Consider the following 23,018-nt stretch of genomic DNA (forward strand, 5'->3'; position numbering starts at 1 on the left):
GAACGATATTCGGTCTATTAAGTCATATATACCGTAAAGAGGGTGTGCCCATGGTAATCGAGACAAAACTTATGGATCAATTAGAACAAGAACAATTATTTAATGAAGCGCTTATTCGGATGACCGTTCTGCTTTATCAAATCGATGGCAAAGTGACCCTAACGGAGCAAGATTATCTCAGTAATTTAGTTGAAAACATCCCGTGGCGAAGTGGTGTCGTGCTCCCTGCTTTTATTAGTCAAGCAATACATGAGTCACGTCAGGCAATAGATACTCAGCAATCCAGTCAATATTTGAGAGCAATTGGAAAAGATCTAAACATTGATCCTGCGCGAGCCTTTGAAGTGGCAATGGAAATAACAGAAGTTGACGGTAAGCGCAGCGAGGAAGAGTTAGAACTGCTCTCTTTGTTGTCGAACCGCATACTTGGTCGGGGACTTGTCGCATAAATGGTAAAAAAGGAGAGTATATTCTCTCCTTCTACTCGCAAATATTGTTTGACTGATTTTATGCTTCACCCTCAATTTGTCGTCGGTACTTTCTAGTTGCCAAAAATGAAGCAGAAATACCGATAACAAAAGGTGTGATCCAAAACATAATTTCCCAACCACCGACTTGCAAAATCCTCCTTCCACCAAAACTTAAAAATGCAATATAAATACCAATTCCAGAGCCAATAGTGCTGCCAATATGCTCAAACAACCATTCTTTTTTCGATATCTCTGCTTTGAAAGTGTAGCGAATGATACCCAGTGCAATCAGTACGCCTAAGACACCAAAAGCCATATGCAATGGCTTAACTTTGTATATACCCAAGCTAAAAACTACCAGTGAAAGAACAGAGAGTACAACGACCGGCATTAAATATGACCAACGTTTCAGTTTGGAGCGATTCTCTTTGACGTGTAAAACAGCAATACCATGTCGAGTGGTAACAAACGTAAGCAGTGACAATAAGCCCAGTAATGCCCAAAAAACCCGGATGTTTTCCACAATCAAAGCGGCATTATTGCCGACAATGTAGTTGGCTTTAATGACTGTTGGCCAAACAATTACCATTGCAGACATCAAGCCACCAGCCAAGGAAACTAAATACATACAGTACTTATAGTACGTGCCTAAATTTCGGTGAGGCAAAGATCCTTTACGTGTAAAAACCGGCACCCAAAATAGAATCAACGCCAAACTACCAAATAGTATATGAGACCAGAATAATAACGAATGCAGCACTACCATATAAACTCCTCGTATAGACAAATTTTGATGGCTATTTTCCCTAACGTAGCCATATCAACAATCAATAGAGAGGCGATCTTAGGAGTAAATATTTGTGCCCCATAGTGCCATTAGTCATTAGATTTAACGTGACTTTTTACCTATACCTATGCTGCAAGTGCCTGTGTTACTCTTTGCATGCGTCCACTAAAAAATAGCAACTCACAGGCATGAAACCAAAGCTTTGCAAACCCTATATCGCTGCAGAAAATATTGCCGGTATCTTAACGTGGTTAGCTGTCTCAGGTTCCTCAGTGTTTTTACTCATTGAGCATCATACGATCCCAGCCATACAACTTTTCGGAATCATCGCGCTGTACGTTTTTTACTTACTCGTTTGGATAGTGTTCACTACCGAAGAAAACCTAGTGAAAAATAAACGAATGAGTGGCTTTGGATTAGCCCTATTATTTGTCACTGTCATCGCCATCTATTTTTTGGTGCCCTTTACCTACAATAGTATATTGATGGGTTTGATTTGTGGCATATTACCCTTTTTTGTTAGTTTCAAAGTCGGGCTAATCGTCGTCGCTCTGTGGTCTACCCCTTTGTATTTGATCTATACCTACTACTGGCAATTCAACAACGTCGTCATTTCAGCAATACTATTTTGGAGTTTTAATTTATTTTCATTCATTATGATCAATGCCTTGAAAAAAGAAAAACAAGCCAAGGAACAAGCAGAAAGAGCAAGTAGAGAACTAATCAGTACGCAAACCTTATTAAAGCAAGCTGTTGAGCAAGGAGAAAGACTTAGAATAGCCCGCAATATTCACGACTTGCTGGGCCATCACTTAACCGCTTTGTCTATTCATCTGCAAGTTGCGAGTAGAAAAACCAGTGGTAGCGTCAAAGACAATATCGATCAATGCCACCAATTATCGAAATTACTATTGAGCGATGTAAGAGACGCAGTCAGTGACATTAGAGAAAAAAGTAAAGTCGATTTAGAAACCACAATTGATATGATCAAAAGTCATCTTCCTAGCTTAGATATTCAGGCATCCGTAGACAACAATGTCGTACTCGACAATATTGAAATTGCCGATTGCCTAATCAAATGTATTCAAGAGTCCATTACGAATACCCTAAAACACGCAAAAGCAACAAAAATGCAGGTCACGCTTTCTCAGGATAACGATTCCGTAAAAATGCAAATAAGCAATGATGGCTATTTGCCCAAAACCATCACATTGGGAAATGGCTTACGAGGGATGCAAGAGCGCGTTTTGAACCTAAACGGTGAAATCAATTTTGACGTCAATACTCAGCACTTTTTAACTACGCTCACTGTGCCGGTAAAGTAAGATGATTCGAGTACTCCTAGTTGATGATCAAATGCTGATACGCCAAGGCATAAAGAGTCTGCTTTCTTTGTCAGATCAAGTCACGGTGACAGCGGAAGCATGTAATGGAGAAGAGGCGCTCGACTCTATCTCCCAAGGCCTTGAGGTCGACGTGATTTTGCTCGACATTAGAATGCCTAAAATGAACGGTATAGAGACTCTAAAAGCCATAAAACAAAAAGGATTGAACACGCCAGCAATAATACTTACCACTTTTGATGATCACGTATCAGTTATCCAAGCTATTCAAGCGGGTGCAAAAGGTTACCTATTAAAAGACGTATCTTTGGAAACACTTGTGGAAAGCATAGTCAAGGTACACAAGGGTGACACATTGATACAGCCAACTATTACCGAGCAACTACTTAAGGGATTGCAAGGCGTAGCAAATAATTTTGATTCGGCTCAATTACCTGAAGCCCTGAGCAAACGCGAAATAGAAATCTTGCGTCTTATCGCAGCGGGTTGTAGTAACAAAGAAATGGCCTCCAGCCTGTTTCGTTCTGAGGGAACAATAAAAAATCAGGTATCGAGTATCTTATCGAAGTTAGGTGTAAGGGATCGTACGCGGGCCGTATTAAAAGCTATCGAACAGGGTTTGATTTGAAGTCAGCCATAAGCCGGGTTCTGTCTTGGACAATCATTCCTCTAGGCCAGCTATCACTAACTGGCTCAAGCAACCTACCCGTTTCCGGTGCGGGCCGCACCTGAAGGAAACCTATTTGGTCTTGCTCCGAGTGGAGTTTACCTGGCCATCAACTGTTACCAGTGACGCGGTGCGCTCTTACCGCACCCTTTCACCCTTACCAAGCGCTTTTTACGGCTAACATGGCGGTCTTCTCTCTGCTGCACTTGTCGTCGGCTCACGCCGCCCAGACGTTATCTGGCACTCTGCCCTATGGAGCCCGGACTTTCCTCCCCTACTAAGACAAATATCCTAATAGCAGCGATTGTCTGGCTGACTTCGGCGCAGAGTATAACAAAATTCTGATTAGTCTCCCACGAATAGTTCTCTATCATCGCTAAATACTTAAAGTATATGCGCGTTTCATTTTAATGCCACATTCAATAAGTAGCCATCGGCTGCGATGTAGAGCATTTTTTCGTCGGCACTTAGGGTACAGTTACCATTTTTCTGCTTTGTCCTGATCTTAGCGATCACTTCTCCTGTCGGCATTATTAGCCATACACCGCCGGGAGCCGTGGCAAAAATAACTCCACTGGAATGCACATCCATCCCGTCAAAATTGCCTTGTTCTCCGGGTAAATCAATCAAGTGACTTCCGTTTACTAATTCACGTTTATTGCTGACATCACCAATAGAATTCAAATCATAAGCGTGAATAGCAGCATTTTTAAACTGTTTACGTCCATCTGAAACCGCCACGTACAATATTCGCTCATCAGGAGACAAGCCAATGCCATTAGGGAAGCTCAAGGTATCGTCAAGTAATATGGCCTCACCATTTTGCTCGACTCGAAACACCCCTTGAAACGGCAGTTCTTTCTTTGGATCGCTTAACTTTCCAGAAAGGCCATAGGGCGGATCAGTCATAAAAAACATGCCACTACTGTGAAAAACAATATCATTAGGGCCATTAAAACGCTTGTCGTTATAGTGCGACTGAATCGTTTCATAATCAGCACGCGGGTCACTCAGCGTAGCTGTCATTCTGCTTACTCTGCGATCTCCCACCTGCATTAACACTAACCGCCCACTATTATCGATAGCTAAGCCGTTTGAGCCTTTCTTTTCATCATTGGGATAAAGTTTGTTGTAGCCAGAGGGTTGTATATACAGCGATACACCGTTCTCTGGGCTGAACTTGTAAATTTTGTTTTCGGGGACATCAGAAAACAACAGGAAGTTTTCTGCTTCTACCCAGACAGGCCCCTCTATCCAATTGAAGTTATTTGCCTCTATTACAATGGGTGTATCGGCGCGCAAGTAATCCTTTGCCTTGGGAGATAATATCTCGATAAACCCGATATGCTCTCCCACTGCTAGCATTTCGCGCCCATCAAATTTATTGACTAAATTGGCGTCGTTTGCATGCTTACTTGGGATGTTTTTTACTCCCTCTGTTGTATCAACAATATAATTTGCACACCCGAACAGAACAAAAGTGTTTACTGCTACACATAAGAAAATGTATAAATTTTTCATAGCCTCAATCCTCGTATCAAAGGCATAAATATGAGTACGTCTTGTCCTTTAGTTATAATCAAACCAAGGATGAAACTTAGCTTGTGGTGTGGAAAGGTTGTATGCACAGTCAGTGCGGTGACTTCTATACGCGACAATACGATCAAGTTTAAAATGTTCAAACATGGGCGCAATCTGAATTTTTTGTGCGCTCATGTTGAGATGAGCACTAACTGGTAGGCTCGGTTTATTGTGCTCATGAATACCAAACTCCCAGCCTTTTGCTTTTTCACTTTGATCAGAGTGATACGCTTTCCATGCTTGATCGCCAATTTTCATCCAAAAACCGTTTTCTTTAGCACTGTCATAGTGATCATGCCTGTGACGTACATCGATAATCCATTCCCCTGGCGTTGCGATATTCAGCACAAAAGTCATGATGCCCTTTGTAGGTTGCTCATGTTGTTCACGCAAAGCCCGTATATACCCACTACCTGTATGCCCTGAAATACTATTTTGAGCAATCCAAGATTCATCTCGTGGGTAAGCGACGCTTTCTGCTTCCATCACGATACATGCACTGTTGTCGTCAAAAGAAAACCCCTGTTGATATGAAAGCCACGTATCTTCGCGAGGCACTGCATCGGGGTCGAAAATCTGGTAGGGCAGCATACTGTCTAATACTTTTTGCAACTTTACCCTAGCGGCATACGATGCTGCGCTATCGTATTCCGGTAGAATCGCCCATTCTTCGTAAATGTCTTCACTTGGTTTATACAGGCGTCCATCGTGATAGAGCTTAAAATCTTTATCAAGTGCCAGTCTCTCTAAATGAAAACGGTCTTTTTCTACACCAGGCCGAGTCTCGTAGTGCACATAGACTGAATCTCGTGTTTTTCCTTTCTTCCCTACCATTTGGGGATAAAAGCTGATCCCATCTACTTTTTCATTGCTAGCTAAACCCGGTTTTCCTGCAATATCCAACAAAGTGGGGAAAAAGTCCGTTGATTCCACGAGATCATTGTTTGTTTTTCCCTCTGGTGATGTCCCCTTCCAACTCACATACATCGGCACTTTAATCCCCAGATTGTTAGTCAAGCCCTTACCGCCTTGTACCCACTCTCCATCCAAGTCAGACAAGATATTCCATTGCGTGCCGTTGTCACTATAAAAAATAATGATAGTGTTTTCTCGGATGCCAAGCTCGTCAACTTTATCGATGAGTTTCCCTACCAAATAATCGGCATATTCGACCATGTCTGGAAAGTACTTTAATGCTTGTAGGTGACGTTTACTCTTATCCTTCCAATCCTCGCTGTGCGGTGTTGGATTTATTGGTCCATGTGGAAGAGACATTGCGTAGTACATAAAAAAAGGACGCTCTTCATTTGTTTTGCGCGTCATGTAATCAGCGATAAAGTCTACCCAAATGTCCGGGCCATAGCTATTTTCAGTATTACTTATGAATTGGCCGTTTTGAAAAATTTTAGGTGAGGCATAGCGGCTGCCTTTGTCTTCGGTATGCGCAACATGAAATAAGCTGTACTCATCAAATCCTGCCTCTTGTATTTTCATCCCAATCCCGCGGCGCTTCTCCGCCCCAGGATATTCAGGTGGATCGTAACTCTGGAGCTGCCACTTTCCAGCAATAGCGGTGCTGTATCCGGCTTCTTGCATCAGATGACCAAAGGTTTTCAAATCTGGATTCAATAAACCAAAGCCTGTCCAATGACGGTGTTGATACTTCCCCGTCATTAACTGTACTCGAGTGTTGGTGCACAATGGCGTTGCATAAGCTTGATTAAATTGGATCCCTTCTTGGGCTAAACGCGTCAAATTTGGCGTTTTATATGAGCGTCCTCCATAGCTTTCTACCGTTTCAAAGCCCAAGTCGTCTGCCATGATCAGAAGCACATTGGGTTGTTTAGCTGCCGCATTTGATACTAGTAAGAATAAACTGCAAACAATTAACCCTACCTTGAACCCAGACCTTAAGGCCTTTTTACCACTAGATTGTTTGCACCCTGATATGATGCATTGCGTTAGATGTAATCTCATATTGATTCCCTCAGCAAATACACGGCGACTTCCGCGCCAAAATGCTTGGGTTTAGTGATTCTGGTCATGCCTCGCTTGGCTTTTTTAAGGGCCATGCTTTCTCGATAAAACTCACCAGAAATACAATCGACCCACAACGCTTGATAATCACCATCAGGTATTTCAAGACAAGCGAGCGTACTTTCCTTATCTGATTCTCTAGCATACAAAATGTACTGTTTTCCTATTTCTGCCATGACGTATTTGGTCTTGTCTCGCGCGAGTCGGTTGTTGGGTTGCATCGAGTAAAAGTCACATTGTTCAAAAAATTTGCTCACCAACGCGCAGTCTTTGAGATCCTGCAAAGTATTGTTGTGAACGTGATGCCCATGTACCTGTAGGTAGCATCCTGACATAGCGGTTGCCCAATTCTTTATTCTTGCGGTTTCACCTTTACCGTAACCATGCGTTTCCGCAAAATTACATACGTAACGGCCTTCAGCCGCTGCGTAGTAACCGAGCCCACGTTGATTAATTTCATCTGCACTTAAACGCTCTAGTTTCATGATGCTGTAGATATCAATATTAGGATCGTTGGCATAATCGGCGAAACTATCACCGGCAAACCCCACACTCATCGCAATAGGGTGTGAGTACGGATCGACATCGCGAATATGTTTAGAAAATGCTTTTAGATGAGGAATAAATCTGGCTCCTCTTTTGTCTGCGACTTCCATCGCTCCCCAGATAATGTTTCCATATTTAGAGAAACGCTTGACGACTTCATTTATCATCTGTGCTTCTTGAGGATGCAAGTTACCCGACACATCGAGCTGCCAAGACAAGCTGTTTTCGCCAAGCTCAACCTCCACCTGATCATCATAAAAATAAAATGAAACCACCAAACCGAGTTTTTCGGCATGAGCCAACCATCCTTCCCATTGGTCAAGTACCGCATGATTGATACCTTTGTCCGGATTGCCATCTACAAACATGTTTTCCAACGGCCCTCCATCACCTCCGTGACTTCGCATGCCCACCCACCACAAACAATTCGCGCCTGCTTCTGCCACTTTATTCATGAGTGCAATTTGATCACCCTCATAAGTACCATTTGACTGCCGCTCACCACGAAACAAGAAACTCTCAGGATCGCCAGGACCACTCATAAAAAAGGGTTTTCCATTGGTCCAACGCAACCAACGTGGATTGCTCGGATCAACGGCTATCATGGGCTTGTCAGGTAAATATAATGCATGCCTCGAGGGCTGCAGCGTAAGGGCTCGGGCTGGTTGGGTATATGCCGAGGCTAAAAATAAACAACCACACCCCAAGGACGAACGCATAAATGCTCTGCGCGAGATAAGATTAAACGGTTGATGAGACATGGCTTTCACCATTGAGGATGTTTGTAGAGATGAAATTACGTTAACAAAATGTAATTAACAAAAATATTATGTAAATTGAGTTGTGCGTAAAGGAATTTATTTTCCCTAGGGTCTTTATGGGAAAGCCATACTTTTGTTGGTGGTCGACAGGAACCGTAAGCTGCCATTGGAGGGAGGCCCTAGGCTCCTCAGAGCTAGGGCATATTTAGCAAAGAGCGAGTATACTTAATCGTTTAGGATTGCGTTGTGATAGATGTTTTGCACGTCTTCACAATCATTTAGCATGTCCATGAATTTATCAAACATGGGTCTCGCTTCTTCATTAATTTCAGTTTCTGTTTGCGGTACGAAGGTGATCTCTTCCACGTCAAAAGTAATACCGTCGAAGGATTCAGAGAGAGCGGTTTTTGCTTTAAAGAATTCGGTATGAGGCACAAATACCGTGACTTCGCCACCATCGACTTCTACATCATGAATATCAACATCAGCCTCCATGAGGGCTTCGAGCACGACTTCATCGTCATCACCTTTGAAACCAAAAATAGCAAGATGATCGAACATATGCGCAGCAGAGCCTTGCGCGCCAAGTTTACTATCTGTTTTAGTGAAGCAATTTCTAACATCGGTAATTGTTCGATTGACATTATCGGTCAAGCAATCAACGATAACCATGCAACCACCAGGACCAAAGCCTTCGTATCTCGCAGGAGCAAAATCTTCACCTGTTCCGCCTGCCGCTTTGTCGACAGCTTTGTCTATTACATGCGCTGGCACTTGGTCTTTTTTCGCTTTTTCAATTAAGCGTCTCAATGACAAGTTTGCTTCGGGATCAGCACCGCCGTTCTTAGCGCAAACGTATATCTCTTTACCATATTTAGAATAAACTTTGGTTTTTTGGGCGGCAGTTTTTGCCATTGCCACTTTTCTTACTTCAAATTTTCTTCCCATTGCTTTCTCTTATTTCCTATCCCGCTGCGGAGACGTTTAACTAACTCGCCGATCATCAAAAACCGCGCGCAAGCCCTGCCTAAAGGGTTTAATGTACAATCATAGCATATCTACTCTTTGTTGCAGCCTTTTAAGCTGCACTAAGAGTAGCTTGTGCGCTAGCCCGCTAAGTGTTGTAACGACAGATAATCATGTGACTGCATTTCTTGCAGACGACTCAAGCATCGCCTAAATTCAAATGACAAACGTCCTGTTGAATACAATTTTTCCAAAGGCACCTCTGCTGAAATAATCAGTTTAACTTTACGCTCGTAAAACTCATCGACCATGGCAATAAATCGGCGCGCAATATCATCTGTGCTTTCTCCCATTTGCGCGACATTTGCCAGCAATACCGTATTGAATTCACGACTCAGTTCAATATAGTCTGTCTGACTGCGTGGTCCATCACAGAGTGCAAAGAAGTCAAACATAGCAATTCCTTCCGATACTTTCAGCACCGGGATATCTCGCCCTTCGACTTCGATTACAGTGTTGCTTTGCCCTTCTTCTGGCGCAAGTTGCATAAAATATGTATCTAAATTTTGTTGCGCAGCATCATCAAGAGGGTAATGGTATATCTCAGCTTGTTCCAAGGTTCTTAACCGATAATCAACACCGTTGTCGACGTTGACCACTCGCGTATTTTGATTGATTAGTTCTATCGCAGGCAGAAATCGCGCTCTTTGCAGACCATTCTTATACAAATCGTCAGGCACAATGTTCGACGTCGCAACAAGCACAATCCCCTCTTCAAACAAGCATTGCATCAAGGTACCTAAAATCATTGCATCGGTAATATCCGACACAAAAAACTCATCAAAGCATATGATTCGCGTTTCAGCGGCTAGCTGCTTCGCTACAACCTTAAGTGGGTCGGCTTGCTTGGCGAGTTTTTTTAGCTCGTTATGCACGCGGTGCATAAAACGATGAAAATGCACGCGTAACTTATTATCAAAAGGTAAGCAATCGTAGAAAGTATCAACCAGATATGTTTTGCCGCGACCCACACCACCATAAAAATATATGCCTTGAATGGATGGTTTTGACATACCCTTGCCAAAGGTTGAAGCAAGTTTTACCCGCCAAGTTATTTTTTTTGCAGGTTGCGTTAACTCATCATAAAGTCTTTGTAACTCTTTAACCGCTTGCTCTTGCGCGGGGTCGTATTGAAATTCTATCCGTGTTAAATCGTCCTGATACTTTTCCCATGGCGTCATACTAACTTACCTAAAACTTTTTCATAAACACAAAACAAGCGTGGCTCGATTATACTCACTTCATACAAATTTACATAATATCCACTTGCATGAATTCGGCTAATGTTGAATGATCTCGGGCAACAGCTTATCAAGGAGTTAACGATGGACGCTATAAGTGTACTAATAGGTTTAATAATCGGTTTGTTAGTAGGTGCAGCCGTTGCTTGGAAAATTAGTCAAAACCAAGCCGCAAGCAAATCACAACAAATGGCCAGTTCCGAGGCAGAGTTAAAAGCTTTGCTAGCGCAGCAAGCGCAATCTCACATTACTACCACAAAGAGTGCAATCAATACGCTTAAACAGCAAGTAGAACACTTAAATAACTCCATACTCAGTTATGAAACCTCGCTTAGCCAACCATCACAACGAGGCGAAAAATCTAATTTTTACGGTGAACAGGCTAGTATTTTCTTACGTAACAGTAGTGTTGAAGTAAACAAACCACCAAAAAGCGAAATTGAAAACGCACAACCCAGAGACTTCGCCAATGATTCATCTGGTCTGTTTGTGGGCAAAGAAAGAGAAGAAAAAGTAATCAAGTAACTCTTGGTTTCTGAACTAATGACCCTAACTTCTAGTCTTTAGATGGTATTTAGTATCAGGAGTAAAGTCTTAAATGAATATCTACACCCGAAAATTACTGTTTGCCGCCGTGACGGCGTGCTCGATCATAGTAACGGCCAGTGCGTCAGCTGGCATTCCCTTCTTTTCTGAAAAAGACGTGCCTTCTCTGGCACCAATGCTAGAAGAAGCGACCCCAGCAGTAGTCAGTATTTCTGTAGAAGGCACACAAACATCTCGTCAACAGGTGCCTGAAATGTTCAGGTATTTTTTTGGTAACCCTCAACAGCAACAACAAGAACGTCCTTTTAGAGGGTTAGGATCAGGTGTCATTATTGATGCAAAAGAAGGTTATGTGGTAACCAATAGCCATGTCGTCAATAACGCTGACAAAATAATTGTCAAACTTACCGATGGCCGCGAACTCAAAGCAGAAAAACTAGGCGCGGATGAACAAAGTGATATTGCCTTGCTCAAGGTAGACGCTGAAGACTTAGCAGAACTACCCTTAGCAAATTCAGATAAGTTGCGAGTGGGCGACTTTGTTGTAGCTATTGGTAATCCTTTTGGTCTAAGCCAAACTGTTACCTCCGGCATAGTCAGTGCGCTAGGCCGCTCTGGCTTAAATATTGGTGGCTATGAAGACTTTATTCAAACCGACGCAGCTATCAATCGCGGTAACTCAGGCGGCGCTTTGGTCAACCTTCGTGGTGAACTAGTTGGTATCAATACCGCTATTTTTGGTCCCAACGGTGGGAACGTGGGTATCGGTTTTGCGATCCCAAGCAATATGATGAAAAGCCTCATTGACCAAATTATAGAATTTGGCGAAGTTCGCCGCGGATTGCTGGGCATCCAAGGTGGAGATCTTGATGCAGGTCTAGCTGAAGCGATGAATTCACCTACAAATAAAGGTGCATTTGTAAACGAAGTCACTGACGGTTCTGCAGCGGCAAAAGCAGGTATTCAATCTGGCGATATTATTGTCAGTATCGATGGCAATGAGGTAGGGAGCTTCTCTGAACTGCGAGGTAAAGTAGGTAGTTTAGGCGCAGGAACAGAAGTCAAACTAGAAATATTCAGAAATGGCGAAAAACTTGAGTTTGACGTAGTGCTTGGAGCTGCAGAAGACATACTGGCAGAAGCAAAAGAAATACATCCAGCACTTGAAGGCGCAGTATTTGAGAGTGCGGAAGGTTCAGTGATTGTGTCAGAAGTGGCTGAACGCTCGCCTGCAGCTAGAATTGGCCTGCGAGCAGACGACGTAATTGTTGGTGTAAATCGACGCAGAGTCAGCAGCATTGCGGAATTCTCGAGAAGAGTAGAAGACAGTGAAGGTGTGATTGCACTTAATGTAAAACGAGGCAGTAGCTCGCTGTTCATTATTATCCGCTAAAAGATTCACTAAACACGAATCCCCGAGTTCATAGTGCTGAACTTGGGGATTTTTTTATTCCCGCTATTCGCTTACAATAGTCAAAACCAAATTGCTATACTTGCTCTTTGAATATAAGCAAAATTAAAAACTGATGACTATATCTCATAAAATATTGCTCACCTTGTTAAAACCTATTCTGTTGGGTTGTATTGTCGCGGCGATTTTGCTCATATTTTTTCCGCAGTTTCGCGAAGGAGAAGGGCTAAACATCAACATTTTGAGTCGTGAAAAGCCAGTACCACCAAGGCTCTCCTACTACGAAGCACTGGCGCACAGTGCCCCTGCTGTTGCCAACATATATAGTCAAAGCATTGAGAATACAGGAATTTTCAGAAATCGTTCCTACTCTAGAATATCCTTAGGCTCAGCCGTTATTATGTCGAACGAGGGTTACTTGCTTACTTGCTATCACGTCATCAGAAACGCAGACAGTACCTATGTTCAACTACAAGACAACCGACGTTACCCTGCTCAGCTAATTGGCTTCGACTTAGTTACTGATTTAGCAGTACTAAAAATAGATGCCCAAGATTTAGTCGTTATGCCACAAATGGAATCACCAGAACTTAGAGTTGGAGACATAGTGATGGCGGTAGGTAATCCACTCGACTTAGGGCAAACCATTACCTCAGGTATTGTTAGTCGCACAGGACGCAAGGGCTTAGCGAATTACTTTGATTTTATTCAGACAGACGCAGCCTTAAATCAAGGTAACTCAGGAGGGGCATTAATCGATAGCAATGGTTATCTCGTAGGGATCACTAATGCTAGCTTTCAATCTCGTAACACAAAGGTTGACGGCGTTAATTTTGCCGTACCTTACGGCTTAGCAAAACGCGTTATGGACGAAATCATCACAAGTGGTACTGTGACAAGGGGGCAGTTGGGTGTATCAGGTCAAGACTTACTTGACGGTTCAGGATTTTTAGTCGAGCAAATAGATAAAAATAGCCCCGCAGCATACGCTGGTATCCAAATCAACGACATACTCCTAGCGGTTGATGGCAAGCCTCTAGTTGATTTAGAAATCATGGATGTAATTGCCGAGAGTAAACCCGGCACAAATATCACATTGCAAATAAACAGGAATGGCGAGTTAATCGAAGTAAAAGCAGTGGTTGGGAAGTTAAACCCTCAATTAGTGGCTCGCAGCTAAATCACCGCTTACTCTTAATCCGCTACCCGCTTAATATTAGCACCTAATTTACCAAGCTTACTTTCTATGTTTTCGTAGCCTCTATCCAAGTGGTATATGCGAGACACAATTGTTTCACCTTCAGCGACTAATCCTGCAATTATTAGACTTGCTGATGCTCTTAAGTCAGTCGCCATTACTTGCGCCCCTTTTAGGCGTGAAGAACCGGGAGTGATGGCGGTATTACCCTGTAACTCAATATTTGCTCCCATGCGTTGAAGTTCGGGAACATGCATAAAGCGATTTTCAAAAATTGTCTCAGTAACGACGCCTGTGCCTTCAGCCACTGCATTTAAGGTAACAAACTGCGCCTGCATATCAGTTGGGAAGCCTGGATGAGGCACGGTCTTGATATTTACTGCTTTAGGCGCCCGACCTTCCATATCTAATTCAATCCAATCATCACCTAGGGTTATTTTTGCCCCTGCGAGCTCTAATTTATTGATTACTGCATCTAAGGAATGAGGAGCGGCATTTTCGCAAATGATATGCCCTTTTGTAGCCGCCGCTGCCACTAAGAAGGTACCAGTCTCAATACGATCAGGTAAAATACTGTATTCACAACCTGAAAGCTTTTCAACGCCTTCGATACTAATACAGTCAGTCCCTGCCCCACTTACATTTGCGCCCATTGCATTCAAGCAATTGGCCAAATCGACAATCTCGGGTTCACGTGCCGCGTTTTCAATGGTCGTTGTACCCGTAGCAAGAGCAGCGGCCATCATCAAGTTTTCTGTTGCTCCGACGCTCACTATATCCATGTATATGCGAGCACCTTGTAATTTGCCATTTACAGAGGCTCTGACATATCCTTCCTCTACATCAATTTTTGCCCCCATTTTTTCCAAACCAGATAAATGCAAATTTACTGGCCTAGCACCAATAGCGCAGCCACCAGGGAGTGATACATTGGCTCTACCATATTTCGCTAATAAAGGACCTAAGACCAAAATTGAAGCCCGCATGGTCTTAACCAAATCATAAGAGGCAGTGACACTTTCTATCTGACTCGCATTAATTTCGACGGTGTTCGTATCAATTTGACTGGTTTCAGCGCCGAGATCTTTCAGCAAGGCCAACGTTGTTTTGATGTCTTTCAGATTCGGTACATTTGTATAGGTACAGGGAGTATCAGTAAGTAAACTGGCTATTAAGAGTGGCAACGCAGCATTTTTAGCACCTGAAATACGCACCGAGCCCTTCAGAGCAGGGCTTTTATTGATAACCAGTTTGTCCATTACTTACCTTTTTAATTGAACAACTTCTCGCGTTCCCATTGGGTAGAAGAGAAAGTTTTTATTGTAATAGCGTGAATAGTGCCATCAGCAATCTTTTCAGACAATGGGGAATAAATCATTTGTTGCTTTTTTACTCGGCTCATGCCTTCAAATTGGTCATCAATTGCAATAATTTGATAATGTGTTCCCTCACTCTTAACTTTTACTTCTTGTAAGCCTAGTTTATCCTTAACTAAGCTAGCTACTTCTTCATTTGTCATTGACTACTCCTTAAGAAATCAGTGAATCAACATTGCTTAATTTGGCCAATGCGACAAGAGATGGCGGTATATGCAAGAACTTGACGCCAACATTATTCGTTTTTGCGTCTCGAGCTAAGTTCAGCATCCAAGCAATACCAGCAGTATCGACATCATCCACGCCTTCCATATCTACAACGAGGGTTTTGATATCTCGCTTCAAGATTGTCTGTGCTTCGTCAGAAACCCAAAAGTCTTTTTCTAAAAAATTACGATCTAATGCACCTGATATTGTCAGATAAGCATCTTTGTCTTCAACTTTTGTTTTAAACTCCATTAGTCAGCGCTCGTTTCTTGATCACTTTCAAGCTCAATAGGTTTACTAATGCTCTCTCTCATCAATGTTATGACCTCCTGAATACCGCCCTTGCGCAACAAACCTTCAAACTCGCTTTGCTTGCTTGACAAAAGGCTGATTCCTTCGGCGATCATGTCATACGCTTCCCATTCGTTGGTCTTTCTGTTTTTTCTTACTTTAAACGCTACTTTGATATCAGGCTTACCTTCATCTTTAATGACTGCTCGCACCGTGACATCTGTCCGGTCTGCATAGTCTTTTGCTGGTTCAAACTCCACCAACTGATCATCGTAGTAGCCCATAGCGACTGCATAGGTAGTAATCAGGTATTGACGAAACACGCTAATAAATTCTAATAAATCTTTTTTGTCAGCGTTTCGAGAATATTTCCCTAAGACTTTAAATGCTGAAAACCGATAATCAATGTAAGGCATCAATTCATCTTCCATGATCACTCTAAGTACCTCAGGATTTGCTTTGATATTGCCTTGTTCTACTTTTATTCTTTCAAAAGTTTTTGACGCAACATCTTCTACCATCTTATAGGGATCGAGCTTACTTACTTCTTCAGCTATTGCTGAAGGGCTCAGCAAACTGAAGAACGATAAGAATAAGGAGACTATAAGTAGTTTTTTAGCAATTAACATTTTTATGGCTTTCATAATTTATTCGTTTCCTTGATTAAATAAAAACTGTCCAATTAGATCTTCTAAGACTAAGGCTGATTTTGTATCCAACACCTCTTCTCCATCGGTCAAGTATGGGCACTCGCTGTAAGGCGAGGTTTCACAGACCTTGTCTTCTTCAATCATTTCCATATCTTCTGGGAAAATAAATCCTGGCTGCAATCCAATAAACTGTTCACCCAAAAGTCCAGAAGTCAAGATAGATAATGTACTTGTATCGGGAAAAGTTAGTTCATATTCTGAAGAAATATCCATTACCACTACAGGTATAAGGTCCTGTTCATGTAAATAGATATCTGACACTCTACCCACAACAACCCCACCCACCTTGACGGATGAACGAGACTTCAACCCACCTATATTATCGAATCGCGCGGTCAGCTGGTAGGTGTCGCCATTTCCGGCCATGCCTTGGTTAGCCACTCTAAGTGCCAATAACAAGGCGGCAGCGATGGCTAATAGTACAAAAAAACCGACGAGTAATTCATTTTTTCTATTGGTCATAGTGTCTCTAACTTATTCCAAACATTAATGCTGTTAATATAAAATCCAATCCTAAAATCGCTAGGGACGAATACACGACCGTTTCTGTGGTCGCCTTGCTAATGCCCTCTGAAGTCGGCAAGCAAGAATACCCTTTGTAAAGTGCTATCCAAACCACGACTAGAGCAAAAACAAAGGCTTTAATCACCCCATTCACGACGTCTTCTTTCCACTCAACAGTCGATTGCATAATAGACCAGTAACTACCTGCATCGACGCCAAGCCAATCTACACCCACTAAATGGCCACCTAATATCCCAATCGCAGAAAATATGAGAGCGAGCATTGGCATACTTATTACGCCAGCCCAAAAGCGAGGTGATATAACGCGCCGAAGTGGATCAACCGCCATCATTTCTAAGCTACTGAGCTGCTCTGTCGCTTTCATTAAGCCTATTTCTGCCGTCAATGCAGAGCCTGCACGCCCAGCAAACAACAAAGCGGTGACCACTGGCCCCAACTCGCGCAGTATTGACAATGCCACCATTGGCCCCAAACTGCCTTCGGCACCGTAGTTCACCAATATCGTGTAGCCTTGCAAAGCCATAACCATGCCGATAAACAAACCTGATACCATGATGATAAGCAAAGATTGCACACCGACAACATACATTTGCTCAATGGTTAGACGCAGGTTTTTCCATTTCGGTAAGGCTACTAACGCACCAAACAACATTAAGCTTGCATTGCCTACAGAAGCGCATACTTCGATCGTATTCCGCCCCAGTTTCTGAATTATTTCCACTATTTATCTTCCTAAAAACTCTGCGCTTAATTCTTTAGCCGCAAAATGGAATGGTACAGGGCCATGTGCTTTCCCTCCCAAAAACTGCTGCACAAGTTCTGACTCAGATTGCTGAATTTGTGAAGGTGTACCTTCTCCAATGATGGTTTTGTTTGCCAATATGTATACATAATCAGCAATAGACAGCACTTCTGTTACATCATGCGTGACGACTATACTTGTGAGCTTTAGGGCGTTACTAAGCGATTTAATTAGTTCTAATAAGACGCCGAGGGAAATGGGATCCTGTCCCGCAAAAGGCTCATCGTACATGATTAACTCGGGATCGAGTGCTATTGCACGCGCAAGTGCCGCTCTTCGCGCCATTCCACCAGATAATTCACTGGGCATAAGTTGACTTGCCCCTCGTAAGCCAACCGCCTCAAGCTTTAGCAACACAACTGTTTTGATCAAAGCTTCACTCATTTGCGTGTGCTCCCTCAACGGAAAGGCAACGTTGTCGAACACAGACATATTGGTGAAGAGCGCGCCACTTTGAAACAACATCCCCATTTTGCGCCTTAAATTGTAGAGTTCAGAGCGCTTGATCGCGTGCACATCCTGCCCCATAAACTCAACACGCCCGCTGTCTGGAGCCAACTGCCCCCCTATCAACTTTAATAAGGTGGTTTTTCCAATACCACTAGGCCCCATGATCGCTGTAATTTTTCCCCTTTGGACTTTTAAAGAAACATTGTCATAAATGACACGTTCTCCACGGTTAAAAGTCATATTTTCAACAGAAATAAGGTTGTTGGTCATAATATTTAGCACACGTTCCTTCGGGGAAATGGTTTGTAACTTTACAGGTAATTACAGGCCGGTTTTTCATATAGGCTGCTGTTTATGGATTCATTCTAGCCTATTTCAAGTACATAGACCGAAATTTAGTGTTAAAAATTGTAAGAAAAGGCTGCATTTTTTTACGTAAGTAAAAGTGCCTTTTCGAGAATTGCTTCATAAATTCCAAATTATTGCGATTTGTTTACAAAAAAAGCGTTCATTTATAAAAGCACGGAAAAACGACATCACAACAGCAAAACTTGTGTTAAGCTCAAAGAAGTGCTTGTCTAACTTGAATTTCTACTAGTTAGAACATATTTAGACGTAATTGGTAAGTCATACTTAAAATAGTCAAAAAACGTGATAACAAATCTTGTCATTTTCTTTATTGGGTTATTAGTACTAAGTTGGAGTGCTGATAGATTTGTTTATGGTGCTTCTGCGCTGGCAAAGAATATAGGTGTTTCACCTATGCTTATTGGCCTAACTATTGTTGCAATGGGCTCTTCAGCGCCAGAAATTGTAGTCAGCGCGACAGCTTCGTTAGCGGGTAAAACAGATACGGCAGTAGGTAACGCCCTCGGCTCCAATATCACGAACATTGCTTTAGTATTGGGCTTCACAGCTATTATTAAACCTTTACTTGTATCATCCACTACCTTAAAAAGAGAATTACCTGTTCTCTTGCTTATTTCATTGTTGGCCGTTTACTTTATTGATGATAGCTACCTTTCTCGAATCGAAGGCATTGTACTTATCACCTTGTTCGTTTTAGTCATCGCTGGGATGGCACTGCTATCATTTAAAGTGGACAAAGGCGATCCGCTCATAGCTGAAACTGAAGACGAAGTACCGAGTGGCGTTAGTACCCAAGCAGCGGTTTTTTGGGTGGTAGTCGGACTGATACTTCTCCCCTTAAGTGCTAACTTTCTCGTCGACTCTGCCGTTTTTATCGCAAAATATTTTGGGATTAGTGATTTGGTGATTGGTCTAACAATTATTGCCATAGGTACTAGCTTACCGGAGTTGGCTGCCAGTATAGCCGGAGTACTAAAAGGAGAAGACGACTTAGCACTTGGTAACATTATCGGCTCAAACATATTTAACCTGTTAGCTGTATTAGCCATGCCTGGTTTGATAATGCCTTCGGAAATTGACGGCTCAGCTTCAAGTAGAGACTCCATGATCATGCTGGGTTTAACTGTGCTGCTATTCATTTTTTGCTTCAATATTCGCGGTTCAAGGCGAATATCAAGAATCGAAGGTAGCATTTTTGTTATTAGCTTTCTCGCTTACCAATACTTCTTATTCATGTGAGAACAATGAGCTATCTAGAATCCGCAAGGCGTACCTTTGAAAACCAAGTAAATGCCCTTATCGAATTGAGTCAGTCTCTAAATGAAGACTTTTCAGAAGCATGTACCTTACTACAAAGATGCAAAGGCAAAGTCGTGGTGACCGGTATGGGAAAGTCGGGGCATATCGGCAATAAAATTGCCGCGACATTGGCAAGCACGGGCACGCCCTCATTTTTTATGCACCCAGCTGAAGCAAATCATGGTGATTTAGGCATGCTTGGCACTGAGGATGTAGTAGTCGCGATTTCAAGCAGTGGTGAAACCTCTGAGCTTCTCAACATACTGCCATCTATAAAGCGATTAAAAATCCCGATACTGGCTATTACCAATAATAAGCATAGCAACCTAGCTAAATTTGCGGATATTAGTTTGGATTTAAACATTAAGAATGAAGCCTGTTCACTTGGTTTAGCGCCGACAACCAGTACCACAGCAACACTTGTGTTAGGCGATGCGTTAGCAATCGCATTGCTTGAATCTAAAGGTTTTACACAAGAAGACTTTGCCTTTTCTCACCCAGGAGGCTCGTTAGGAAAACGCTTGTTGCTCTCCGTAGCCGATGTCATGGTAACGGGTGCAGCAGTACCTGTGTCGCAGTACGATGATGTGCTCTCAACAGCCTTATTCGAAATATCATCAAAAGGCCTAGGCTTAACATCAATAGTAAAAGATGATGTGATGATAGGTGTATTTACTGACGGCGATTTACGCAGGACTCTCGATAAACAAGTAGATTTGCATACCGTTGCCGTTGAAGATGTAATGACAACTCCTGGCTACACTATTCCCGCTAGTGCACTTGCCATGGACGCAGTGAACATGATGCAAGAAAAACGAGTCAATGCTCTAATAGTAACCAATGAAGTAGGTAAACCTGTTGGCGCATTAAATATGCACATGCTTTTACAAACAGGCGTTATCTAATGAATACAGTCGACACATTATATGGAAAAGTGCCTTCACATATTTTAACAGCCTGTAAAGATTTAAAACTCTTGGTACTTGATGTCGACGGTGTATTGTCAGACGGCTATGTATTCATGGGCAATAGCGGTGAAGAGCTAAAAGCATTCAATACCAAAGATGGTTATGGTATCAAAGCAGTGATAAGTGAAGGTGTCAAAGTTGCCGTTATCACGGGTCGACAGTCAAATATCGTTGAACAGCGAATGCGCTCTCTAAACGTCAATTACATAGTACAAGGGCAGGAAAATAAAAGCCAAGCCATCAGAGCTATTATGACCGAATTAAATTGCACAAAATCATCCGTTGCAAGTATCGGTGATGATATGCCCGATATTGGGCTATTTGACAACAGTGGGATAAAAGTTGCTGTCAACGATGCCCATCCTTATATATTGGGTCAAGCAGATTTTGTTACCTCGCTTGCAGGCGGTCGTGGCGCAGTGAGAGAGTTTTGCGATTTGATATTAATGGCTCGCGGAGCCTTATACAAGCAACACAGTGCGAGCGTATAGCCTATGAATAGAGTCGGTTGGAGTGTCGCTTTCGTTTTCTCTGTCGTCTTAGGTCTTTACTTGTTCATTATATACGATGACGAACAGCCCCCCAGTCAAACTGACAGTGAGTTGTCGATGACCCCAACGTATGAAGCTATTAATTTGGACAGTAAGCTTTATGATGACGAAGGATTACTCAGTCATCAAGTGTCTGCTGACAAAATGGAGCATTATCAGCAACTAGGGTTTATGGTTTTTGACAATCCGGTATATACTGTGTTTCTTGAATCTGGCGAACCTTGGCGTATTACCGCTGAAGAAGGCACATTATACGGCAGCAGTAGAATTCAATTAGAACACAATGTAAAAATTATCAACTTAAATACCACTGAATTCGTCAAGCAGATACAAACAGAGTACATAGAAATAAACCTCGACCAAAAGACCTTATTTTCGGATCAAGAAGTAGAAATTTTCGGTGACAATTACTCAGTGAAAAGCATTGGTATCCAAGGTAATTTAGCCACACAACAATACGAGTTAAAGCAACATGTTCAAAGCCAGTATTTTCCGCAATAGATACTGCATAAAAACAACTAGTAAGGTAGCCCTTTCTGCCTTACTTTTCGCTGTTTTTACCGCCGCAGTCGCGCAAGAAGCTGACGAGCAATCAGACTCAGAGGAAACGCAACACAATATTGCAACAGACTTTCAGCAGACGATTAAAATTCGTTCTCGAAACCAGTTGCTCAACGGCAAAAGCAAAACATCAGTCCTTGTGGACGAGGTATTGATTTTACAGGGCAGCCTAAAAATAACTGCTGATAGAGTAGAAATGAATGCTGCTGCTGGCAAGGGCAAAGAAGTCATCTCAGCTATTGGTCAAGCAGCCACATATCAACAAAAACTAGAAGATGGTAGTTTAGTATCCGCGCGAGCAAGTTCTATAAAATATGACGTGGCGACACGCGAGATCAGCCTGACGGGTAACGCGCAAATTTCTCAAAATGACTCTACAGTCTCCGCTGATAGTATTGCATACAACATGACTGAACAAAAAATCATCGCAAGCACAGATGGAAACAGTGAAAAAACGGTCAGTACTGTCATTAGCGTAGGCGATTTTGACAATAGCGAAGACAAAGGCAATGAAAAATGAGTAGTACGCTTTGTGCTAAAAACCTCGCAAAATCGTATAAATCCAGACAAGTAGTACGTGATGTAAGCATTGAAGTGTCTACAGGGCAAATAGTCGGATTGCTTGGCCCGAATGGAGCTGGTAAAACAACTACCTTTTACATGATAGTCGGTCTTGTGCAGCTCGATAAGGGGGAAATATCCATCGACCAAAATGATCTGTCATTATTGCCTATGCACGAACGCGCGCGGCATGGTATCGGGTATTTACCACAAGAGGCTTCTATTTTTCGAAAATTAACTGTATTTGAAAACTTAATGGCCATATTGCAAACGCGAAAAGAGTTGAGTAACCAACAACGAGAACAGCAAGCTGACGAATTATTGGACGACTTCAACATCAATCATATTCGCAATAATTTAGGCATGAGTTTATCTGGTGGAGAAAGGCGAAGAGTAGAGATAGCGAGAGCTTTAGCAGCAAACCCCAAATTTATTTTGCTCGATGAACCCTTCGCAGGTGTTGACCCAATTTCTGTTAGTGATATAAAGAAGATTATATATCAGTTAAAAGATCGTGGCATTGGTGTGCTGATCACAGACCACAATGTGAAAGAAACACTAGACGTTTGTGAAACCGCATACATCGTTAGCCATGGTTCTCTAATAGCCTCAGGTAGTGCAGATGATGTATTATCAAACCAAGAAGTTAGAGACGTGTATCTTGGCGAACAATTTTCGATGTAGGTCTTTGCATGGTAGCTTTAAATTATTGTTCTGTAACCAGATGTAATTTC

The 23,018-nt window shown here is 42.4% G+C and carries 25 protein-coding genes and 1 other RNA gene; 12 read left to right on the forward strand and 14 right to left on the reverse strand.

Annotated elements, in window-relative coordinates:
- Positions 1 to 50 precede the first annotated feature (50 nt).
- A complete protein-coding gene (locus tag ACFOHL_RS06640; protein ID WP_376919431.1) occupies positions 51 to 449 on the forward strand; it encodes a TerB family tellurite resistance protein in 399 nt (132 codons plus the stop codon).
- Positions 450 to 507: 58 nt separating this feature from the next.
- Here ACFOHL_RS06640 and ACFOHL_RS06645 read toward each other — a convergent pair whose 3' ends face one another.
- Entirely contained in the window at positions 508 to 1,098 is a 591-nt protein-coding gene (locus ACFOHL_RS06645; RefSeq protein WP_376919432.1) for a hypothetical protein, read from the reverse strand.
- A gap of 347 nt (positions 1,099 to 1,445) precedes the next feature.
- Between ACFOHL_RS06645 and ACFOHL_RS06650 the strand changes: the two genes are divergently transcribed.
- Entirely contained in the window at positions 1,446 to 2,582 is a 1,137-nt protein-coding gene (locus ACFOHL_RS06650; protein ID WP_376919433.1) for a sensor histidine kinase, read from the forward strand.
- A gap of 1 nt (position 2,583) precedes the next feature.
- Positions 2,584 to 3,228, forward strand: coding sequence for a response regulator (locus tag ACFOHL_RS06655; protein WP_376919434.1), 645 nt, complete (start codon positions 2,584 to 2,586; stop codon positions 3,226 to 3,228).
- Here ACFOHL_RS06655 and rnpB read toward each other — a convergent pair.
- From rnpB to zapE, 6 genes are all read right to left on the reverse strand, one after another.
- An RNA gene (gene rnpB / locus ACFOHL_RS06660) (RNase P RNA component class A) lies at positions 3,223 to 3,587 on the reverse strand. The genes ACFOHL_RS06655 and rnpB overlap by 6 nt on opposite strands.
- 82 nt (positions 3,588 to 3,669) lie before the next feature.
- A complete protein-coding gene (locus ACFOHL_RS06665) occupies positions 3,670 to 4,788 on the reverse strand; it encodes an SMP-30/gluconolactonase/LRE family protein (RefSeq protein WP_376919435.1) in 1,119 nt (372 codons plus the stop codon).
- A gap of 48 nt (positions 4,789 to 4,836) precedes the next feature.
- A complete protein-coding gene (locus ACFOHL_RS06670; RefSeq protein ID WP_376919436.1) occupies positions 4,837 to 6,825 on the reverse strand; it encodes a sulfatase-like hydrolase/transferase in 1,989 nt (662 codons plus the stop codon).
- Positions 6,822 to 8,192: a hypothetical protein gene (locus ACFOHL_RS06675; RefSeq protein WP_376919437.1), complete on the reverse strand. Its 1,371-nt coding sequence runs from the start codon at positions 8,190 to 8,192 to the stop codon at positions 6,822 to 6,824. The genes ACFOHL_RS06670 and ACFOHL_RS06675 overlap by 4 nt, the downstream gene beginning before the upstream one ends.
- A gap of 225 nt (positions 8,193 to 8,417) precedes the next feature.
- The gene (locus tag ACFOHL_RS06680) at positions 8,418 to 9,140 is read right to left on the reverse strand and encodes a YebC/PmpR family DNA-binding transcriptional regulator (RefSeq protein WP_376919438.1); all 723 of its coding nucleotides are present in this window, start codon (positions 9,138 to 9,140) and stop codon (positions 8,418 to 8,420) included.
- Between the two features lie 158 nt (positions 9,141 to 9,298).
- Complete coding sequence (gene zapE / locus ACFOHL_RS06685) at positions 9,299 to 10,399, reverse strand: cell division protein ZapE (RefSeq protein ID WP_376919439.1); 1,101 nt, start codon at positions 10,397 to 10,399, stop codon at positions 9,299 to 9,301.
- 144 nt (positions 10,400 to 10,543) lie between these two features.
- Here zapE and ACFOHL_RS06690 point away from each other — a divergent pair, with 144 nt between their 5' ends.
- The 3 genes from ACFOHL_RS06690 to ACFOHL_RS06700 all read left to right on the forward strand — a co-directional run bounded on the left by ACFOHL_RS06690 (position 10,544) and on the right by ACFOHL_RS06700 (position 13,596).
- Positions 10,544 to 10,984, forward strand: a complete 441-nt coding sequence (locus ACFOHL_RS06690) for a ZapG family protein (protein ID WP_376919440.1) — start codon at positions 10,544 to 10,546, stop codon at positions 10,982 to 10,984.
- A 73-nt stretch (positions 10,985 to 11,057) separates the two neighbouring features.
- Positions 11,058 to 12,398 carry a DegQ family serine endoprotease gene (locus tag ACFOHL_RS06695; protein ID WP_376919441.1) on the forward strand — a complete coding sequence of 447 codons (1,341 nt, stop codon included), beginning with the start codon at positions 11,058 to 11,060 and terminating at the stop codon, positions 12,396 to 12,398.
- A gap of 133 nt (positions 12,399 to 12,531) precedes the next feature.
- Positions 12,532 to 13,596, forward strand: a complete 1,065-nt coding sequence (locus tag ACFOHL_RS06700; protein WP_376919442.1) for a S1C family serine protease — start codon at positions 12,532 to 12,534, stop codon at positions 13,594 to 13,596.
- 14 nt (positions 13,597 to 13,610) lie between these two features.
- On the opposite strand, the gene murA is transcribed toward ACFOHL_RS06700, so the two are convergent.
- Genes murA through ACFOHL_RS06735 form a run of 7 tightly spaced genes read right to left on the reverse strand, consistent with a single transcriptional unit; the run spans position 13,611 to position 18,245 of the window.
- Positions 13,611 to 14,873, reverse strand: a complete 1,263-nt coding sequence (gene murA, locus ACFOHL_RS06705; RefSeq protein ID WP_376919443.1) for a UDP-N-acetylglucosamine 1-carboxyvinyltransferase — start codon at positions 14,871 to 14,873, stop codon at positions 13,611 to 13,613.
- A gap of 11 nt (positions 14,874 to 14,884) precedes the next feature.
- Positions 14,885 to 15,133 (reverse strand): BolA family protein, encoded by a 249-nt coding sequence (locus tag ACFOHL_RS06710; RefSeq protein WP_376919444.1) that lies wholly within the window; start codon positions 15,131 to 15,133, stop codon positions 14,885 to 14,887.
- Positions 15,134 to 15,143: 10 nt separating this feature from the next.
- Positions 15,144 to 15,449: an STAS domain-containing protein gene (locus tag ACFOHL_RS06715; protein ID WP_376919445.1), complete on the reverse strand. Its 306-nt coding sequence runs from the start codon at positions 15,447 to 15,449 to the stop codon at positions 15,144 to 15,146.
- Positions 15,449 to 16,132, reverse strand: coding sequence for an MlaC/ttg2D family ABC transporter substrate-binding protein (locus ACFOHL_RS06720; RefSeq protein ID WP_376919446.1), 684 nt, complete (start codon positions 16,130 to 16,132; stop codon positions 15,449 to 15,451). The genes ACFOHL_RS06715 and ACFOHL_RS06720 overlap by 1 nt, the downstream gene beginning before the upstream one ends.
- Positions 16,133 to 16,135: 3 nt before the next feature.
- Positions 16,136 to 16,660 carry an outer membrane lipid asymmetry maintenance protein MlaD gene (mlaD, locus tag ACFOHL_RS06725; protein ID WP_376919447.1) on the reverse strand — a complete coding sequence of 175 codons (525 nt, stop codon included), beginning with the start codon at positions 16,658 to 16,660 and terminating at the stop codon, positions 16,136 to 16,138.
- Positions 16,661 to 16,667: 7 nt separating this feature from the next.
- The gene (gene mlaE, locus ACFOHL_RS06730; protein ID WP_376919448.1) at positions 16,668 to 17,444 is read right to left on the reverse strand and encodes a lipid asymmetry maintenance ABC transporter permease subunit MlaE; all 777 of its coding nucleotides are present in this window, start codon (positions 17,442 to 17,444) and stop codon (positions 16,668 to 16,670) included.
- A gap of 3 nt (positions 17,445 to 17,447) precedes the next feature.
- A complete protein-coding gene (locus ACFOHL_RS06735) occupies positions 17,448 to 18,245 on the reverse strand; it encodes an ATP-binding cassette domain-containing protein (protein ID WP_376919463.1) in 798 nt (265 codons plus the stop codon).
- Between the two features lie 381 nt (positions 18,246 to 18,626).
- Between ACFOHL_RS06735 and ACFOHL_RS06740 the strand changes: the two genes are divergently transcribed.
- Genes ACFOHL_RS06740 through lptB form a run of 6 tightly spaced genes read left to right on the forward strand, consistent with a single transcriptional unit; the run spans position 18,627 to position 22,968 of the window.
- Positions 18,627 to 19,583: a calcium/sodium antiporter gene (locus ACFOHL_RS06740; RefSeq protein ID WP_376919449.1), complete on the forward strand. Its 957-nt coding sequence runs from the start codon at positions 18,627 to 18,629 to the stop codon at positions 19,581 to 19,583.
- A gap of 5 nt (positions 19,584 to 19,588) precedes the next feature.
- Positions 19,589 to 20,548: a KpsF/GutQ family sugar-phosphate isomerase gene (locus ACFOHL_RS06745; RefSeq protein ID WP_376919450.1), complete on the forward strand. Its 960-nt coding sequence runs from the start codon at positions 19,589 to 19,591 to the stop codon at positions 20,546 to 20,548.
- Positions 20,548 to 21,102: a 3-deoxy-manno-octulosonate-8-phosphatase KdsC gene (gene kdsC, locus ACFOHL_RS06750; protein WP_376919451.1), complete on the forward strand. Its 555-nt coding sequence runs from the start codon at positions 20,548 to 20,550 to the stop codon at positions 21,100 to 21,102. Before ACFOHL_RS06745 ends, kdsC begins: the two co-directional genes overlap by 1 nt.
- A gap of 3 nt (positions 21,103 to 21,105) precedes the next feature.
- On the forward strand, positions 21,106 to 21,663 hold the full coding sequence (gene lptC, locus ACFOHL_RS06755; RefSeq protein WP_376919452.1) for an LPS export ABC transporter periplasmic protein LptC: 558 nt from the start codon (positions 21,106 to 21,108) through the stop codon (positions 21,661 to 21,663).
- Positions 21,635 to 22,243 (forward strand): lipopolysaccharide transport periplasmic protein LptA, encoded by a 609-nt coding sequence (lptA, locus tag ACFOHL_RS06760; RefSeq protein ID WP_376919453.1) that lies wholly within the window; start codon positions 21,635 to 21,637, stop codon positions 22,241 to 22,243. Before lptC ends, lptA begins: the two co-directional genes overlap by 29 nt.
- Positions 22,240 to 22,968: an LPS export ABC transporter ATP-binding protein gene (gene lptB / locus ACFOHL_RS06765; protein WP_376919454.1), complete on the forward strand. Its 729-nt coding sequence runs from the start codon at positions 22,240 to 22,242 to the stop codon at positions 22,966 to 22,968. The genes lptA and lptB overlap by 4 nt, the downstream gene beginning before the upstream one ends.
- Positions 22,969 to 23,018: the final 50 nt, after the last annotated feature.

The sequence above is a fragment of the Agaribacter flavus genome (assembly GCF_042646125.1).
Taxonomy (GTDB): domain Bacteria; phylum Pseudomonadota; class Gammaproteobacteria; order Enterobacterales; family Alteromonadaceae; genus Glaciecola; species Glaciecola flavus.